At 67.8% G+C, this 17,607-nt stretch carries 18 protein-coding genes; 8 read left to right on the plus strand and 10 right to left on the minus strand.

The window, feature by feature from the left end; genetic code table 11:
* Window positions 1–51: 51 nt before the first annotated feature.
* The 3 genes from hemW to rph are packed head-to-tail and all read right to left on the minus strand — an operon-like array spanning window position 52 to window position 2,506.
* Entirely contained in the window at window positions 52–1,206 is a 1,155-nt protein-coding gene (gene hemW / locus G4223_RS16305; RefSeq protein ID WP_338086901.1) for a radical SAM family heme chaperone HemW, read from the minus strand.
* Window positions 1,191–1,790 (minus strand): RdgB/HAM1 family non-canonical purine NTP pyrophosphatase, encoded by a 600-nt coding sequence (rdgB, locus tag G4223_RS16310; protein ID WP_163681928.1) that lies wholly within the window; start codon window positions 1,788–1,790, stop codon window positions 1,191–1,193. The genes hemW and rdgB overlap by 16 nt, the downstream gene beginning before the upstream one ends.
* A complete protein-coding gene (gene rph / locus G4223_RS16315; RefSeq protein ID WP_163681930.1) occupies window positions 1,787–2,506 on the minus strand; it encodes a ribonuclease PH in 720 nt (239 codons plus the stop codon). Before rph ends, rdgB begins: the two co-directional genes overlap by 4 nt.
* Before the next feature lie 166 nt (window positions 2,507–2,672).
* Here rph and hrcA point away from each other — a divergent pair, with 166 nt between their 5' ends.
* On the plus strand, window positions 2,673–3,728 hold the full coding sequence (gene hrcA, locus G4223_RS16320; protein ID WP_163681932.1) for a heat-inducible transcriptional repressor HrcA: 1,056 nt from the start codon (window positions 2,673–2,675) through the stop codon (window positions 3,726–3,728).
* Between the two features lie 25 nt (window positions 3,729–3,753).
* Window positions 3,754–4,341 (plus strand): nucleotide exchange factor GrpE, encoded by a 588-nt coding sequence (gene grpE / locus G4223_RS16325; protein ID WP_163681934.1) that lies wholly within the window; start codon window positions 3,754–3,756, stop codon window positions 4,339–4,341.
* A gap of 46 nt (window positions 4,342–4,387) precedes the next feature.
* Here grpE and nth read toward each other — a convergent pair whose 3' ends face one another.
* Entirely contained in the window at window positions 4,388–5,020 is a 633-nt protein-coding gene (gene nth / locus G4223_RS16330) for an endonuclease III (protein ID WP_163681936.1), read from the minus strand.
* A gap of 123 nt (window positions 5,021–5,143) precedes the next feature.
* Between nth and G4223_RS16335 the strand changes: the two genes are divergently transcribed.
* Window positions 5,144–6,277 (plus strand): hypothetical protein, encoded by a 1,134-nt coding sequence (locus G4223_RS16335; protein ID WP_163681938.1) that lies wholly within the window; start codon window positions 5,144–5,146, stop codon window positions 6,275–6,277.
* Here the strand turns inward: G4223_RS16335 and G4223_RS16340 are convergent.
* Entirely contained in the window at window positions 6,258–7,151 is an 894-nt protein-coding gene (locus G4223_RS16340) for a DUF1848 domain-containing protein (protein WP_163681940.1), read from the minus strand. The two genes, G4223_RS16335 and G4223_RS16340, sit on opposite strands and share 20 nt — an antisense overlap.
* 12 nt (window positions 7,152–7,163) lie before the next feature.
* The gene (locus G4223_RS16345; protein ID WP_163681942.1) at window positions 7,164–8,288 is read right to left on the minus strand and encodes a DUF721 domain-containing protein; all 1,125 of its coding nucleotides are present in this window, start codon (window positions 8,286–8,288) and stop codon (window positions 7,164–7,166) included.
* Window positions 8,289–8,506: 218 nt separating this feature from the next.
* Here G4223_RS16345 and dnaK point away from each other — a divergent pair, with 218 nt between their 5' ends.
* From dnaK to dapB, 5 genes are all read left to right on the plus strand, one after another.
* Window positions 8,507–10,417, plus strand: a complete 1,911-nt coding sequence (dnaK, locus tag G4223_RS16350) for a molecular chaperone DnaK (RefSeq protein ID WP_163681944.1) — start codon at window positions 8,507–8,509, stop codon at window positions 10,415–10,417.
* Window positions 10,418–10,514: 97 nt separating this feature from the next.
* Window positions 10,515–11,666, plus strand: coding sequence for a molecular chaperone DnaJ (gene dnaJ / locus G4223_RS16355; RefSeq protein WP_163681946.1), 1,152 nt, complete (start codon window positions 10,515–10,517; stop codon window positions 11,664–11,666).
* Between the two features lie 63 nt (window positions 11,667–11,729).
* Window positions 11,730–11,975, plus strand: coding sequence for a type II toxin-antitoxin system CcdA family antitoxin (locus G4223_RS16360; protein WP_163681948.1), 246 nt, complete (start codon window positions 11,730–11,732; stop codon window positions 11,973–11,975).
* On the plus strand, window positions 11,975–12,277 hold the full coding sequence (locus G4223_RS16365) for a CcdB family protein (RefSeq protein ID WP_163681950.1): 303 nt from the start codon (window positions 11,975–11,977) through the stop codon (window positions 12,275–12,277). The genes G4223_RS16360 and G4223_RS16365 overlap by 1 nt, the downstream gene beginning before the upstream one ends.
* Window positions 12,278–12,293: 16 nt before the next feature.
* The gene (gene dapB, locus G4223_RS16370; protein WP_163681952.1) at window positions 12,294–13,073 is read left to right on the plus strand and encodes a 4-hydroxy-tetrahydrodipicolinate reductase; all 780 of its coding nucleotides are present in this window, start codon (window positions 12,294–12,296) and stop codon (window positions 13,071–13,073) included.
* Between the two features lie 46 nt (window positions 13,074–13,119).
* Here dapB and cobM read toward each other — a convergent pair whose 3' ends face one another.
* Genes cobM through cbiE form a run of 4 tightly spaced genes read right to left on the minus strand, consistent with a single transcriptional unit; the run spans window position 13,120 to window position 17,553 of the window.
* Complete coding sequence (gene cobM / locus G4223_RS16375) at window positions 13,120–13,878, minus strand: precorrin-4 C(11)-methyltransferase (RefSeq protein ID WP_163681954.1); 759 nt, start codon at window positions 13,876–13,878, stop codon at window positions 13,120–13,122.
* A 23-nt stretch (window positions 13,879–13,901) separates the two neighbouring features.
* Window positions 13,902–15,689 (minus strand): precorrin-3B C(17)-methyltransferase, encoded by a 1,788-nt coding sequence (gene cobJ / locus G4223_RS16380; protein WP_163681956.1) that lies wholly within the window; start codon window positions 15,687–15,689, stop codon window positions 13,902–13,904.
* Entirely contained in the window at window positions 15,686–16,366 is a 681-nt protein-coding gene (gene cobI / locus G4223_RS16385) for a precorrin-2 C(20)-methyltransferase (protein WP_163681958.1), read from the minus strand. The genes cobJ and cobI overlap by 4 nt, the downstream gene beginning before the upstream one ends.
* Window positions 16,363–17,553, minus strand: coding sequence for a precorrin-6y C5,15-methyltransferase (decarboxylating) subunit CbiE (gene cbiE / locus G4223_RS16390; RefSeq protein ID WP_163681960.1), 1,191 nt, complete (start codon window positions 17,551–17,553; stop codon window positions 16,363–16,365). Before cbiE ends, cobI begins: the two co-directional genes overlap by 4 nt.
* Window positions 17,554–17,607: the final 54 nt, after the last annotated feature.

Below are 17,607 nucleotides of genomic sequence, written 5' to 3' on the forward strand. Positions count from 1 at the left end.
AGGGCGAGTACAGCGGTCAGTTTTATATTGACCGCTGGTACAAAGGGACCTTCAGGTCAGGATTTCCGCCGTCAGGGCGTTCAGGACCAGCATGCCGGCCGGGGTCGCCTTGATCCCGGCCGCGCTTTTTTCCAGGAAGCCGCCGGTCACCATGCGGGCCACGCCGCCGGCATCCAGCACATCCCACAGGGATTGGCCGGAAACCGCGGCGAAGGTTTCGGCGGCGATGCCGTCCACCAGCCGCAGCCCCATCATCACCAGTTCCTCGGCCCGGATGGCGGGGTCCAGTTCCTCGGCTTCCTGGGTGGCGTGGCCGTTTTCCTCGACCCGTTTCAGCCAGATGTCGGCGGCGCGGTGTTGGCGGGTGGCGGTGTTGTTCAGCCGGCCATGGGCGCCGGGGCCGATTCCCACATAGTCGCCCCCCAGCCAATAGGTCAGGTTGTGGCGGCATTCGGCACCCGGCCGGGCGTGGTTCGACACCTCATAGGCCGGCAGGCCGGCGGCGGCGGTCAGGTCGCGGGTGATCTCGAACATCTCGGCCTGCTGGTCCTCGGGCGGCAGGACGAAATCGCCGCGGGCGTGGGCCGGGGCGAAGGCGGTGCCGTCCTCGATGGTCAGCTGGTACATGGACAGGTGGTCGCCGGCCAGGGTCAGGGCGCGGCCAAGTTCGTCGCGCCAGCTTTCCGGCGTCTGACCGGGGCGGGCGTAGATCAGGTCGAAGGAAAAGCGCCCGAACACCTTTGCCGCCAGCTCCAGGGCGGCCAACGCCTCGGCCGCGTCGTGGCGGCGCCCCAGGAAACGCAGGTCGGTGTCGTTCAATGCCTGCACCCCCAGCGACAGCCGGTTGATGCCGGCGGCGCGGAAGTCGCGGAAGCGCCCGGCCTCGACGGTCGAGGGGTTGGCCTCCAGCGTCACCTCAAGGTCGGCGGCCGTCGGCCACAGCGCCGCCACCCGCTCGACCAGGGCGGCGGCGGTGGCCGGGTCCATCAGGCTGGGGGTGCCGCCACCGAAGAAGATGCTTGTGACCTCGGTCATAGGCTTGCGGGCGGCGAAATGACCCAGTTCACGCAACAGCGCGGCCCGCCAGCGCGGCTGGTCGATGCTGGCCGCCGCGTGGCTGTTGAAGTCGCAATAGGGGCACTTCGACAGGCAGAACGGCCAGTGGATGTAAATGCCGAAGCCGGGACTTCTCAGCGTTGGAAGCACGCCGCCACCAATTTGTGGAAGGCGTCGGCGCGGTGGCTCATCTCGTGCTTTTTCGCCGGTTCCATCTCGCCGAAGGTGACGGTGTGGCCCTGGGGCTGGAACATGGGGTCGTAGCCGAAGCCCTGGGCGCCGCGCGGCGGCCACACCATCTCGCCCTCGACCACGCCCTCGAAGGTCTCGCACACGCCGTCGGGCCAGGCCAGGGCCAGGGCGCAGACGAAGCGGCCGCGCCGGTCCGGGCTGTCGCCCATGCGGTCGTTGACCAGGGCCATGGCGGCGGCGAAGTCCTTGCCCGGTCCCGCCCAGCGGGCGGAATAGATGCCGGGGTCGCCACCCAGGCAATCGACCGCCAGACCGGAATCGTCGGCCAGCGCCGGCAGGTTCGCGGCCTTGGCGGCGGCATGGGCCTTGAGTTCGGCGTTGGCGACGAAGGTGGTTCCCGTTTCCTCGGGTTCGTCCAGGCCAAGCGCGCCGGCCGACACCACCTCGACCCCGAAGGGCGCCAGAAGCTCGCCGATCTCGCGCACCTTGCCGGAATTGTGGCTGGCGATGACCAGCCGGCCGTCGCTGAACTTGCGGCTCATTCCAGCCCCAACGCCTTCTTTTGCGCGGTCACCAATTCGGCCACGCCCTTTTCCGCCAATTGCAGCAGGGTCTGGAACTGGTCGCGGGTGAAGGGACGTTCCTCGGCGGTGCCCTGAACCTCGACGATGCCGCCCAGACCGGTCAGCACGAAGTTGGAATCGGCCTGGGCCGACGAATCCTCGGCGTAGTCCAGGTCCAGAACCGCCTGACCCTCGTAGATGCCGCAGGACACGGCGGCGAGGTGGTCGATCAGCGGGACGGCGCTCAGCTTGCCGGCCTCGACCAGTTTCTGGAACGCCAGATGCAGCGCCACGTAGGCGCCGGTGATCGAGGCGGTGCGGGTGCCGCCATCGGCCTGGAGCACGTCGCAATCGACCTTGATCTGCATCTCGCCCATGGCGGCAAGGTCGGTGACGGCGCGCAAGGAGCGGCCGATCAGCCGCTGGATTTCCTGGGTGCGGCCCGATTGCTTGCCCTTTGCGGCTTCACGATCCGTGCGCGAATGGGTCGAACGCGGCAGCATGCCGTATTCGGCGGTGACCCAGCCCTTGCCGGAATTGCGCAGAAAGGACGGCACCCTTTCCTCGACGGACGCGGTGCACAGGACGTGGGTGTCGCCGAAACGCGCCAGGCACGAGCCCTCGGCGTATTTGGCGAAGCCCGGTTCCAGGGAAATGGCGCGAAGCTGGTCGAAGGCGCGGCCGGAAGGTCTCATGACGGCGGGTCTCTGTCTGCGTGGGAAATCGGGGCGAACCCTAGCCTTTTGCGTGATCCGCGTCCACTCTCCTGCCTGGCCTCTTTCCCGGTTTTCCGCCCCCGAGTTGACGACCCCGCCCCCGCTCACTAGATTCCGTCGCGCGGATTGATTGGAACCAAAGCCCATGCTTCGCGGACGAAGCCCCGTCATCACCGAGCTGAACGAGCGCTCGCGCGAGATATTCCGACATATCGTCGAGGAATACGTGCACACGGGCGAACCCATCGGCTCGCGCACGCTGTCGCGACGGCTGCCGCTGCATCTGTCGCCGGCCACCATCCGCAACGTCATGGCCGATCTCGAGGATCTGGGGTTGCTTTACGCGCCGCACACCTCGGCCGGGCGGTTGCCGACGGCACAAGGCATGCGCATGTTCGTCAACGGTCTTTTGGAAGTGGGCGGCCTGCCCGAGGGCGAGCGGTCAGCCATCGACGCCCAATGCCGGGCGGCGGGCAAAAGCATGGAACAGGCCCTGGCCGAGGCCATCACCACCCTTTCCGGCCTGTCGCGCTGTGCCGGCATGGTGCTGGCGCCGCGCATGCAGCGCCGGCTCAAGCATATCGAATTCGTCTGGCTGGGCCGCGGCCGTGCCCTGGTGGTGCTGGTGACCGAGGACGGCATGGTGGAAAACCGCCTGCTCGAACTGCCCGAAAGCGTCGAGCCGTCCATGCTGGTCGAGGCCACCAACTTCCTTAATCACCGTCTGAGCGGCCGCACCCTGGACGAGGTGCGCGAGGACGTCACCGGCGAGTTGGAACAACAGCGCAATCTGCTCGACGCCCTGACCACGCGGGTGGTCGAGGCCGGGCTGGCCACCTGGTCGGGCGACGCCGGCCACAGTCCGCTGATCGTGCGCGGCCAGAGCCACCTGCTCGAGGACGTGACGGCGGTCGAGGATCTGGAACGCATCCGCACCCTGTTCGACGCGCTGGAAACCTCGGAACAGTTCCTGCGCCTGCTCGAGGCGACCAACACCGCCGAGGGCGTGCAAATCTTCATCGGCGCCGAAAACGAATTGTTCGGCGTCACCGGCTGTTCGATGATCGTCGCCCCCTATCGCGACTCGCGTGAGCAGATCATCGGCGCCATCGGTGTGATCGGCCCGCAGCGGCTGAATTTCGCCCGCATCATCCCCATGGTGGATTACACCGCCAAGGTGGTCGGGCGGCTGATCGGTTAACCCAAAGACGGAAGAAAGAGAGTCCATGAGCCAGGAACCCCAGAACGAGCAGACGCCCGAGAGCCCGGCCCCCGACGCCGAGGATGTGGCGGTCGCTTCGTCGGACGCTCGCATCGCCGAGCTGGAGGCCGAGGTCGCCAAGCTGAAGAACGAGATTCTGTACGCCAAGGCGGAAACCGACAACGTGCGCCGCCGCCTGGAACAGCAGGCCGAGGACCGCGCCAAATACTCGATCTCGGCCATTGCCAAGGACGTGCTGTCGGTGGCCGACAACCTGCGCCGGGCGTTGGATTCGGTGCCGCCGGCCGCGCGCGAGGGCAACGACATGGCTAACACCCTGACGGTCGGCGTCGAGATGACCGAGCGTGAGCTGCTTGCCACCTTCGAACGCTACGGTATCCGGGCGGTGCCGGCCCACGGCACCCGCTTCGACCCCAACCTGCATCAGGCGATGATGGAGGTCGAGGACACCACCCAGCCGGAAGGCACGGTGGTCATGGTCATGCAACAGGGTTACCAGATTCACGACCGTCTGTTGCGCCCGGCCCTGGTCGGCGTGTCCAAGGGCGGTCCCAAGACCCCGCCCGGCGAACAGGTCGACACCAAGGCGTGAAGACCATGTCCCCGGTGACCGTGATCCGGTCACCGGGGACATGGCATCACGGCGTCTTGTCGGGGAAGGCGCACAGATCGCTGACCACGCATTCCCCGCATTTCGGCTTGCGTGCCGTGCAGGTGTAGCGGCCATGCAGGATCAGGTAATGGTGGGCGTCGCGGCCCCAGCGCGCCGGCGTCGCCGCCAAGAGCCCCTGTTCCACCTCGAGCGGGGTCTTGCCCGGCGCCAGACCGGTGCGGTTGCCGACCCGGAAGCAATGGGTATCGACGGCGATGGTCGGCTCGCCGAAGGCGACGTTCAGCACCACGTTGGCGGTCTTGCGCCCGACGCCGGGCAACGCCTCGAGCGCGGCACGGTCGCGCGGCACCTCGCCCCCATGGTCGCGCACCAGGATTTCCGACAAGGCGACGACGTTCTTGGCCTTGGTCTTGTAAAGGCCGATGGTGCGGATCGCCTCGCGCAGGCTCTCCTCGCCCAGTTCCAGCATCTGGGCGGGCGTGGTGACACGGGCGAACAATGGCCCGGTCGCCTTGTTGACGCCGACGTCGGTGGCCTGGGCCGACAGCACCACCGCCACCAGCAAGGTATAGGGGTTGACGTATTCCAACTCGCTTTTCGGGTTGGGCATGCGGGCGGCAAGACGGGCGTAGAATGCGTCGACCTGGGCGGGAGTCATGGCGGGCCTTGGGGTTGCGGGCAACCGGGGCATGATGCCCAGGGCGTCCCGCCCCGGCAAGCGGGCCGTTGCCGGGGTGGTCCCGGCCTGCGATACTGCCTGCGCGATCCCCGGAGGAGAACGATGCGCGGGTTGGGTGCGGTTCTGGCAACCTTGGGTGTGTTGTTCCTGTCGCCCGTCTGGGCTGGGGAATGCGCTCCCGATCGCGTCGTCGCGGCCTATGCCGAGGCCCAGACGGCCCAGGCCCAGGGCCGCACCGAACAGGCCGAGGCGACATGGAGAGCCCTGGCGGCGGAAGGCTTCGCCCCCGCCCAGCGGCGTCTGGGGGAAATGTTACGCCAACGTTCCGATTCCAAGGCAGAGGCCTATTGGTGGTTCCTGCTGGCGCTGCAACGCGGCGACCGGCTGGCCCGCGATCCCATGTCGGCGCTGGGTTCCGAGATCAGCATGGGTGCTCGCGTCAGCGATCGACGCCGGGTCGAGGAATGGGTGCCGACGTCGTCTGCCTGTACCCGCGCCTTCCTCGACCGTTTGGGCAGGGGCCAGCCCAGCGTCCGCGCCTTCACCGCGTCGTTCTCGGTCGAGGGCAACATGGGGCGGCCCCACGACCAGGTGACGGTCGAGGCCGGGCATTATCTGGCCTCCCTGGTCCGGGAACAGCCCGATCTGGTGCCCTATCTCACCGCGTTGCCGGCGATCCGGGTCGAGAACCTGCCGACGGTGGCTGCGGTCGACCATGGGCTTGACGACCAATGCCCGGCGCTGGTGCTGGATGGCGGCGTCCTGGCCCCCGGCGGCGACCGCAACCGTCCGGCGGTGACGGCGGCCATCCGCGACGCGGTGCACCGTTGCGTCGATCCGCCGCCGGTGTTGAAGGTCGAATATCGCGGCCGCCAATTGTTCCTGCGCTCCTATGACCAGAACGACACCAACCTGGATCTGCTGCGACAGGCGTTGGATCTGGCGGAAAAGCTGCCGCCCGACTTGCGGGCCTTGGCCATGGTGCCGCAACGGGTGGTGGTCGAACCGTTGCGGCCCGGCGAGGTGCGCTACGCCGTCGCCCTGTTGATGGTCAGCGGCGAGGTCCGCTTTTCACGCGTGCGCGGCGGCACCGAACTGGCCGACGTGGTGGCCGGGCTGGTCGGCGCCGGGGCGGTGCTGGACGGCCGCAGGAAAGGTCAGGACATCATCCGGGTCGAGGCGGAACAAGTGGCCAAACGTGCCCGCGAATACCTGCTCAAGATGGCGTCACCATGAATTCGCCTTGGGAATCGTGGGCGGCGAAGCGCCGCTTGGCAAGTTGGGGCGACCCCACCGCGTAGCAATAGCCGCAACCGTGCGGGCAGGTGTCGTAAGCCCCGATGTCGCGGCTTTCATGACACAGGCAACCAGGACGGTTGCCCTTGACCCTGGCGGCGACGGACCGCGTCAACCCCCAGCCGGCGGCGACATCGCTCAGACGTCCGGCATCGACACAGGCGGCGGCGCGGGCGCCATCGGGAACCAGATGCGGCTGGGTGCACAGCGACAGCACCATGCCGTGGGCCGCCGCGATGGCCGCCAGTTCGGCGGCCAGAATGCGCTTGGCGTCGTCGTCCGGGTCGAACCAGCGAAAGCCGTGGGCGCGGGCGCCGGAATCCAGGTTGCGTGCCGTCTTTTTGTAGATCTGGGCGAACGAGATCACCACCTCGTCCACCGTTCCACTCAGCCGCTTCGCCAGCCGGGTGAAGGTGGCGCGGTGAAAATCGGGCGGCGTCAGGTCGCTGGCGACGATCGGATCGTAACGCCACACCACGGCACGCGACCCGAAACGGTCGGCCAGGGCGCGGATGTCGTCCACCGCCCGTTCGGGATCGACCACGCTGCGTTCCAGGGCGCGGGGGGCGCCGGTGACGGTGTATTGGATAAGGAACGGAATGCCCGCGTCCCGCACCATGTCCAGCGCGTCCCGAAACGGTTGGGCGTTGCGGGTCCAGAACACGAATCCATCGACGCCGTCGCGCAACGCCACCACCGAGGGCGGCCCGCCGTAGGGGTTGGCCACGCGGGCGAAGCCGGCCCGGAACCGGTTCACGAACCAATCGCCATAAAACGCCGGAATGTCGGTGCGGTAACTGGCCGAGACGATCATCCGCCCCGCTCCTCAGCCCTCTGCGGGCTCGTCGAGCCCGTCGTCGCCAAGATCGTCGTCGAAGCCGTCGTCATGGTCCGAGGCGCCGTCCACAGCCGGGTCGGGCTCGATCCAGCCCAGTTCCAGCGCGCAGGCACGGACGGCGCGGACACTGGGATAACGGGGGGGGAAGCGCTCAAGGTGCCGGTGCACCCCCTGGGCGTCGGAAAATATCCAGGCGTCCAGGCTCTGGTTGACGATCCAGTCGCGCACCACCCGGTCCAACAGCGGCGCCTGTCCGCGCAATGGCGGGAAATATTCGTAAGCTCCGGCGCGGCGGCTGATTTCCACCAGGGCCTTGTGGTGCTTGAGGATGGTCAGTGCCTCGGCCGGCAGGTTGCGCATCTGCTCGGGCGTCACGTCCTCTTCGCGGAAATACCAGAAATGCGGCCGCTGGCGCCCGGCATCGGCCAATTGCGCCGCCGCGTCCGACCAGCCGTAACAGATCGTCGCGCGATATTCGTTGCGTCCCAACCGCCGCAACAGGATCAGGTCGGCGGCGTCGGGCTGAAGCTCCAGCGGCACCACCGCGCCCAGACGGGGACGCCACGACGAATCCGGCCGTGGCGGCGGCGGCGCGGGCGGCGGCGCGGGCGGGCGCGGCGTGGCGATGGCACGACCCAAGGCGGCCAGCGCCTCGCGCAGTCCGGGATCCGCGACCCGCTCGACCGTTTCGGCCACGCGGGCGACATCCTCGGCCGTCGGCGGACGCGGTGGCGGCGGTGTGAAGCGTTGGGGCAGCGGCCCGATCTTGATGCGCAACTCGGCGACCGCGTTATAGCCGAAGAAGGTGTTGACGTTCTTGATGATCAAGGGTGCCAGATGCTGCACCTCGGGCGCCCAGGCCGACGCCGCCACCTTGAGGTGGAGAATGCCGTTGCTGCGTTCCCAGCCGCCGCCCGGCGCACGCGGAAAGACGATGCGGGCCGGCATGGTGTTGCGGGCCAGGGCGGCACCGACGATGACCGGCCATTGGGTCAAAATCTGGGCGCTGACGAATCCCCGCCGCCCGCCCAGACGGCGGATCAGCCGGTCGGTCTGGGTGGTCACCGGACGAAGCGAGGACGGTTGGCGGTCGGATGCGGGACGTCGTGCCATGGCGCTGATCGGATAGGGGGGCGGTCCTACCCTAGCGGTTATCGCCGCCCGCCGCAAATATCGGGCGCGTGCCGCAGTTGCAGCCACCCAACCCCACCCTATATAACGCCGGTGAGACGCGGACAAAGCGTCGCCCGTTTTTCCCGAAGGGGGTTTTGGCGGTTGCCGCCCTGCCCTGACAGGACCGCCGGAACCGGCCGCATTGACAAGAGGAAGACATGAGCAAAGTCATTGGCATCGACCTGGGCACCACCAATTCCTGCGTGGCCGTGATGGAGGGCAAGGCCGCCCGCGTCATCGAGAACGCTGAAGGCATGCGGACCACGCCGTCCATGGTCGCCTTCGCCGATTCCGGCGAGCGTCTGGTCGGCCAGCCGGCCAAGCGTCAGGCGGTGACCAATCCGACCAACACCTTGTTCGCCATCAAGCGCCTGATCGGCCGCCGCTTCGACGATCCGATCACCAAGAAGGACGCCAATCTGGTGCCCTATCACATCGTCAACGGCGAGAACGGCGATGCCTGGGTGGACGCCGGCGGCAAGAAGCAGAGCCCCAGCCAGATCTCGGCTTACATCCTGACCAAGATGAAGGAAACCGCCGAGGCTTACCTGGGCGAGGCCGTGACCCAGGCGGTGATCACCGTCCCGGCCTATTTCAACGACGCCCAGCGTCAGGCCACCAAGGACGCCGGCCGCATCGCCGGCCTTGAGGTGTTGCGCATCATCAACGAGCCGACCGCGGCCGCCCTGGCCTATGGCATGGAAAAGAAGGGCGCCGGCACCATCGTCGTTTACGATCTGGGCGGCGGCACCTTCGACGTGTCGGTGCTGGAGATCGGCGACGGCGTGTTCGAGGTGAAGTCCACCAACGGCGACACCTTCCTGGGCGGCGAGGATTTCGACGCCCGGATCATCGATTATCTGGCCGACGAGTTCAAAAAGGAGCAGGGCATCGACCTGCGCGGCGACCGTCTGGCCCTTCAGCGCCTCAAGGAGGCCGCCGAAAAGGCCAAGATCGAGCTGTCGTCCTCGATGCAGACCGAGGTCAACCTGCCGTTCATCACCGCCGACGCCGCGGGTCCCAAGCACCTGAACATCAAGCTGACGCGGGCCAAGCTGGAAGCCCTGGTCGAGGATCTGGTGGCGCGCACCATCGAGCCGTGCAAGGCCGCGCTCAAGGATGCCGGCATCAAGGCCAGCGAGATCGACGAGGTCATCCTGGTCGGCGGCATGACCCGCATGCCCAAGATCCAGGAAGTGGTGAAGGAATTCTTTGGCCGCGAGCCGCACAAGGGCGTCAACCCCGACGAGGTGGTGGCCATCGGCGCCGCCATCCAGGGCGGCGTGCTCAAGGGCGAGGTCAAGGACGTCCTGCTGCTCGACGTCACCCCGCTCAGCTTGGGCATCGAGACCCTGGGCGGCGTGTTCACCCGTCTGATCGACCGCAACACCACCATCCCGACCCGCAAGTCCCAGGTCTTCTCGACCGCCGAGGACAACCAGACCGCGGTGACCATCCGCGTGTTCCAGGGCGAGCGCGAGATGGCCGCCGACAACAAGATGCTGGGCCAGTTCGACCTGATGGGCCTTCCGTCGGCCCCGCGCGGCGTGCCGCAGATCGAGGTGACCTTCGACATCGACGCCAACGGCATCGTCAACGTGAGCGCCAAGGACAAGGCTACCGGCAAGGAACAGCAGATCCGCATCCAGGCCTCGGGCGGTCTCAACGATTCCGACATCGAACGCATGGTCAAGGAAGCCGAGGCCCACGCCGCCGACGACAAGAAGCGCAAGGAAACGGTCGAGGCCCGCAACCACGCCGACAGCCTGGTTCATTCCACCGAAAAGAGCCTGAAGGAATTCGGCGACAAGGTGGACGGCGCGCTCAAGGCCGACGTCGAGCGTGACGTCGCCACCCTCAAGGCGGTGATGGATGGTGACAACCCCGACGAGATCAAGGCCAAGACCGAGGCGTTGATGCAGTCGTCCATGAAGCTGGGCGAAGCCATGTACAAGGCCCAGGAAGCGGCCGGCGGTGCCGAGGCCAGTGCCGGCGCGGCCTCCGACCAGGACGGCAGCGTGGTCGACGCCGACTTCGAGGAAGTGGACGGCGACAAGAAGGGCAAGTAAACCCGACTTGGCGCGTTGAAATGGGCAGGCCGCCCCGGCAAGCTTCCGCTTCCGGGGCGGTCGGCCATCGACCACCACCCGACCAGCGAAAGACCGCATGAGCAAGCGCGACTACTACGAGGTTCTGGGCTGCGACCGCAACGCCTCGGCCGACGAACTGAAGAAGGCCTACCGCAAGCTGGCCATGCAGTATCACCCGGACCGCAACCCGGATGATCCCGGCGCCGCCGACAAGTTCAAGGAATTGAACGAGGCCTATGACTGCCTGAAGGACGAACAGAAGCGTGCCGCCTATGATCGCTTCGGCCATGCCGCCTTCGAGGGCGGCGGACGCGGCGGCGGCGGCTTCGCCGATTTCGGTTTCGGTGGCGGCGGCGGCGGCTTCTCGGACCTGTTCGAGGAGATGTTCGGCGACATGATGGGCGGCGGCCGGCGTGGCCAAGGCTCGGGTCGCGGCGCTGACCTGCGCTTCAACATGGAAATCACCCTGGAGGAGGCGTTCGCCGGCAAGGCCGCGACCATCACCGTCCCCTCCTCGGCCCAATGCGACGCCTGCCACGGCACCGGCGGTAAGGACGGCAGCCAGCCGGCCACCTGTCCCACCTGCCACGGCCATGGCAAGGTCCGCGCGCAACAGGGCTTCTTCACCATCGAACGCACCTGCCCCACCTGCCAGGGCATGGGCAAGGTGATCAAGGACCCGTGCAAGGTGTGCGGCGGCCAGGGCCGGGTGCGCAAGGACAAGACCCTTCAGGTCCAGGTGCCGGCCGGCGTCGAGGATGGAACCCGCATCCGTCTGTCCGGCGAGGGCGAGGCCGGCATGCGCGGCGCGCCGCCCGGCGACCTTTACATCTTCCTGAGCCTGGTCCAGCACCGTCTGTTCCAACGCGACGGCGCCAACATCTATTGCCGGGTGCCGATTCCCATGGTGACGGCGACGCTGGGCGGCACCATCGAGGTGCCGACCATCGAGGGCAAGCTGTCCAAGGTCACCATTCCCCCCGGCACCCAGACCGGCAACCAGTTCCGCCTGAAAGGCAAGGGCATGAGTGTGCTGCGGTCCACCGCGCGTGGCGACATGTTCATCCAGGCGGTGGTCGAGACCCCGGTCAACCTGAGCAAACGCCAGGAAGAGCTGTTGCGCGAGTTCGAATCGGCCGGCGACAACGCCGACGGCAAGCACAACAGCCCGGAAAGCCGCAGCTTCTTCGACAAGGTCAAGGAACTGTGGAAGGATTTGACCGAGTAGCACCCTCTTGCACCCTCACACATCATGCGCATATGATTTGCGCATGATGTGTGAGGTATGCGCATGAACGCCGTCTTCGATCCCAAATCGCCCAAGAAGGCCTGCAACGTCAGCGTCAACGAGGACCTGTTGCGTCAGGCCAAGGCGTTGGGGATCAACATTTCCCAAACCCTGGAAGCCGGATTGGAAGCCCGCGTGCGCGAGGCCAAGGCCCGTGCGTGGGCCGAGGAGAACAAGGACGCCATCGAAAGCCAGAACCGCTGGGTCGAAAAGAACGGGTTGTGGAGCGACGGGATCAGGATGTTCTGATGCGCCAGTTCGACGTCTTTCGTTCGGCCCATCCCGGCGGACCCTTGCTGGTGGTGTTGCAGGCGGACGAACTCAGCCATTTCAACGTGGTGGCCAGCGCCCCGCTTTATCCCGTCGCCCAATGGGAAAAGCCGACGCGCCATCTTCAGCCCGTGGTGACGGTGGCGGGTGAGTCGATGATTCTCGCCACCAACCATCTTGCCGCCGTTCCCCGTACCATTTTGGGTGAATACGTGGCCTCCTTGGCCGAGTATCGCACCGACATCATCGCCGCCCTGGACTTTCTGTTCACCGGCGTCTGAACCTGGAGAAGCAACAATGAAGATCGGAATCGTCGGATGCGGCGGCCGCATGGGCCAAATGCTGGTCAAGGCGGTGGAAGCGGCGCAAGGCGCGGTTCTGGCCGGCGGCACCGAACGCCCCGGCAGCTCCCTGGTCGGCGGCACCACCGGCACCACCGGCGCGCCGGTCCATGACAACGCCGTCGCCCTGTTCGCCGCCGCCGACGCGGTGATCGACTTCACCGCTCCGGCCGCCACCGTTGCCCATGCCGCCCTGGCCGCCGAAACCGGCACCGTTCTGGTGGTCGGCACCACCGGCCTGTCCAAGGAAGACGAGGCCATGCTGGTCGAGGCCGCGAAGAAGGTGGCGGTGGTCTATGCCCCTAATTTCAGCGTCGGCGTCAACCTGTTGATGGCCCTGACCGAGCGTGCCGCCGCCATCCTGGGGGATGATTACGACATCGAAATCGTCGAGATGCACCACCGCCGCAAGGTGGACGCGCCATCGGGCACCGCGTTGGGCCTGGGCCGCGCCGCCGCCAAGGGCCGCGCCGTCGAGCTTGAGCAGGTGTGGTGCAAATCCCGCGACGGCCATACCGGAGCGCGGCCCAAGGGTGAGATCGGCTTCGCCACCCTGCGCGGCGGCGATGTCATCGGCGACCATACGGTGATGTTCGCCGCCGAGGAAGAACGGGTCGAACTGACCCACAAGGCCTCGACCCGCGCGGTGTTCGCCAAGGGCGCGGTGCGCGCGGCGCTGTGGGCCCAGGGCCAAAAGCCCGGCCTTTATTCCATGCGCGACGTTCTCGGGCTGTAATACCGGCAGCAATCCTGCTGGCCGGTTCCTGTTCCTGTTCCTGTTCTTATTTCCCCGGCCGCAAGACATGGGTGTGGTCGGCGGCGTAAAGCCGCGAATCGGTGAAGTCGGCGCCGTCCAGCACATGTCCCACCAGGATCAGCGCGGTGCGGGTGAAGCCCGCCGCCTTGACCTTGTCGCGGATGGTCGCCAGCGTGCCGTGCACGAAGGCCTGGTCCGGCCACGATACCCGATAGGCCACCACCACCGGACAATCGGCGCCGTAATGAGGGACCAGCTCGTCCACCACCTTCTTCAGGTTGTTGACCGACAAATGAACGGCCAGCGTCGCCTTGCTACGGCCGATGGTGTCCAGGTCCTGGCCCTCGGGCATGGCGCTGGAGCGCATGGCGGTGCGGGTGATGGTGATGGTCTGGCTGATGTCGGGCAGGGTCAGTTCGGTGGACAGGGCCGCCGCCGCCGCCGCGAAGGCCGGTACGCCGGGCGTCACGTCGTAGGCGATGCCCAAGGCGTCGAGACGGCGCATCTGTTCGGCGGTGGCGCCATAGATGCTGGGATCGCCGGAATGGACGCGGGCCACGTCGTGGCCTTGGGCGTGGGCGGCCTCGATCTCGGCGACGATTTCGTCCAGGTTCATGGACGCGGTGTCGAGCACGCGTGCCCCTTGCGGCGCTTCGGCGACAATCTCGGCCGGCACCAGGGACCCGGCATACAGGCACACCGGGCAGGTACGGATCAGGTTCAGGCCGCGCACGGTGATCAGGTCGGGGGCGCCGGGGCCGGCGCCGATGAAATGGACGGTCATGGAGGTTTCCCGTTTCGAGATCGTTACGTCAGCTTCTTGGCGTAGCCGCGCGGGGTGTAGACCCGTGTGGCGCCGCCCAGGCGCAGGCGGCGGCTTTCCGAACTGCCGACCATCACCAGGGTCAGCATGTCGGCGTGGTCGGGGGTCAACTCGCCCAACGACACCACGCGCACGCTTTCCTCGGGCCGGCCCAACTGGCGGGCCAGGATCACCGGCGTCTCGGCCGGGCGGCCGGTCAGCAGGATGTCGCGGGCGCGGGCCAACTGATCGCGGCGGCGCTGCGACACCGGATTGTAGAAACAGACCACGAAATCGGCCTCGGCCGCCGCCTTCAGGCGTTTCTCGATGGTTTCCCACGGCGTCAGAAGGTCCGACAGCGAAATGGTGCAGAAATCGTGGTTGACCGGGGCGCCGGCCCGCGCGGCGGCGGCCTGAAGCGCCGACACGCCGGGGATCACCTGGACGTCGGTGCGCAGCCATTCCACCTTGCTCTCGCGCTCGATCAGCTCGAACACCAGGGTCGCCAGGGCGTAGATGCCGGCGTCGCCGGAACACACCAGCGAAACGACCTTGCCTTGGCCGGCCAGATCAAGGGCCATGCGGGCGCGGTCGGCTTCGGCGCCCAAATTGCTTTGGTGGCGGGCCTTGCCGGCCGTCGCCTCGCCCAACAGGTCGAGATAAAGGCCGTATCCCACCAGATCCGAGCTGGCGGCGATGGCGGCGCTGGCCTCGGGGGTGCGCATGGCGGCGGTGCCGGGGCCGATGCCGACCACGAACAGCTTGCCGCGCGCCCGTCCGACTTGCGCCGGGTCGATGCCTTGGGGGGCGCGGGCGATGGCCACGGTGGCGCGCTTGTTCTTGACCTTGGGCACCACCAATTCGCTGTCGGGACCGGCGGCGGCCAGGGCGGCGCCTTCCGAGACGCCGGGACAACCGGTTTCCTTCAATACGATATCGGAAGGATTTTTGAGGCGCGGTGCTTGTTGGTTCAACTCGGCGGCGGTGAAGAACCGTGCCGGCACGCCCAAGGATGCGGCCAGGGCGTGCACCGCCCCTTCGTCCATCTTGAGGTCGATGCTGGCGACACAGGCGATGGCGCCGGGGGCCAGGGCCTCGGATTCCAGGGTGTCGCGCACCAATCGCGCCAAGTCCTCGGGCGGGCAATCGCGTTCGCAGCCGACGCCCAGGGCCAGCACCGGCGGATTCAGCAGCAGCTCGGCCTCGTCCGCCGTCACCTGATGGTCGGTGATCCGCACCGCCGGTTCGGCCTCTTCGGCGAAAGGCAGGTGCTTCAGCCAGCCGGCCTCTCCGGCCTCGACCTCAAGACGCACCGGTTCGCCGGCCAGGAAGGCGGCGGCCACCGGCTTGGCCGCCTCGGGATTGGCGACGTGCCAGCCGGGCGGCGGTTCGTCCAGCGCCACCCCCAGCTTGAGGTCGCCGGCGGTGGTGATGGCGGCGTGGCTCTCCAGGGCGGCGGCCAGCCGGCGCGACAGCTCGTTGGCGCCGTGATGGCCACCCAACAGCGGCACCACGGACGAACCGTCGGGGGCCACCGCCAGCACCGGCGGCTCGGCCTGCTTGTCCACCAGCACGGGACCGACGGCGCGGATCAGGATGCCGGCGGCGCACACGCCGATCACCGGTGTTCCGGCCTTGAACAGGGCGGCAATGTGGGCCTTGGCGTCGGAGAACACCTCTTCCGCCCCCTCGACCCGGCCGGCAAGGCCATGCAGGCGGGCCTCGGGCAGCGCCGCCGTGATGCGGCGGGCGACAGGCAGGGCGGCGGGGGTGACGACGACGACGGCGATCATGATTGCACCAGGATCAAGGAGAAATAGGGAGCCTCGGCCGCGTCGGCCAAGGGAATCAGACGTTGCCGGGCCTGGGTGGCGCGCTCGACCACCAGGGCCTTGTCCGACAGGTTCAGCCGGTCCAGCACGCGGCGCACCTTGGGCAGGTGGCGGCCGACCTTCATGATCACCGCCGATTGGGCGGCGGCCAACAGCCGTTCGATCTCGGCCTCGGAACGGGTCGCCGGAATGATGGCGACGCCGTCCTCGAGCGTCGACAACGGTCTGAGCGCCACCGCCGAGGCGGCCATGGGCGAGGCGATGCCGGGCACCACCTCGACGGCGAAGCGGTCGCGCAGCCGGGTCAGCAGATAGATGAAGCTGCCGAAAAACAGCGGGTCGCCCTCGCATAGCACCGCCACGTCGCGTCCGGCCTCCAGATGGCCGGAGATCGTTTCGGCAGCGGCATCATAGGCTGAATCGGTGTCGTCGCGTTCGGGCCGGAACGACAGACGGATGGCGATCTCGGTCCTGGTCCCGGTGACGTGCGGCGCGGCGATGGTGCGCGCCAGCCCCTCGCCTTCCAGCGGCGCCGGCCAGGCCAGCACCGGGCAGGATTGGATCAGCCGCACCGCCTTGAGGGTCAGCAGTTCGGGATCGCCGGGGCCGACGCCGACGCCGTAAAGGGTTCCGCTCATCCCTTCCTCCCCACGAACTGGGTCACCGGCATGGCCGGATGCCAGGTGTGGAAGCCGCCGACCGGGGCCAGCCGCGACACCGAAAGCCGGGTCATCTGGCCGCCGAAACGGCCGTGCAGGGCGATCAGCGCCGCCTCGCCCTCGGTGGTGACGGCGTTGGCGACCAGCCGGCCGCCGGGGCGCAGAGCCGCCCAACAGGCGTCAAGAACGCCGGGCGCCGAAACGCCGCCGCCGACGAAAACGGCGTCGGGATCGGAATAGGGCAAGGCATCGGGGGCCTTGCCCCGCACCACCTCCAGCCCCGGCACGCCCAGGGTGGCGGCATTGGCGGCGATGCGGGCGCAGCGTTCGGGACGCGGTTCGATGGCGACGGCCCTGCCCCCCGCCCGCATCCATTCGATGGCCACCGAGCCGCAGCCGGCGCCGACGTCCCACAGCAATTCCCCCGGCAACGGGGCCAGCGTCGCCAGCGTCACCGCGCGGATTTCCTGTTTGGTCAACTGGCCGTCATGGTCGAAGGCGTCGTCGGGAAGGCCGGGTAGCGCCGCCAACAGCCGGGCGCCCCGCCTCGGCCGGCATTCGATGGCGATGGTGTTGAGGTCGGCGGCCTCCCCTTCCCAGGCTTCGGCGACGGAATCGCGGATGCGTTCGTCCGCGCCGCCCAGATGTTCCAAGACCACCAGCCGTGACGGGCCGTAACCGGCTTTTTCCAGCAACCGCGCGACAGCCGCCGGGCTTTGGCCGTCCTCGCTCAGCACCAGAAGGCGGCGGCCGGGGGCAAGATGCAGGTTCAGTGTTTCCAGCGGCCGGCCATGGATGGTCAGGCACAGGCAATCCTGAAGCGGCCAGCCCATGGCGGCGGCGGCCAGACTGAACGAACCGGGATGGGGCAGCACCCGCATCTCGCCCGGCGAAAGCCAGCGGGTCAAGGTGGCGCCGATTCCGAACCACATGGGATCGCCCGAGGCCAGGACGGCCACGTTGCGCCCACGTAATGAATCCATCAGGTCGCGGGCCTTGGCGAACGGGCTGGGCCATTCGTGCTTTTCGGCGTGGCCCTGTACCAGAGTCAGGTGGCGGGCGCCGCCGACCACCACCTCGGCGGTGTCGAGCAGGGTTCGGGCGGCGGGGCTGAGGCCGGTTACCCCGTCGTCGCCGATGCCGATGACGGAAAGCCAGGGGGTCATGACAGGCCTTTCAGGCGCCGGGCGCGGGCCATCCGGCCCGCTTGGCTCGCGCTC

It is taken from the genome of Magnetospirillum aberrantis SpK, assembly GCF_011022235.1.
GTDB classification, from domain to species: domain Bacteria; phylum Pseudomonadota; class Alphaproteobacteria; order Rhodospirillales; family Magnetospirillaceae; genus Magnetospirillum; species Magnetospirillum aberrantis.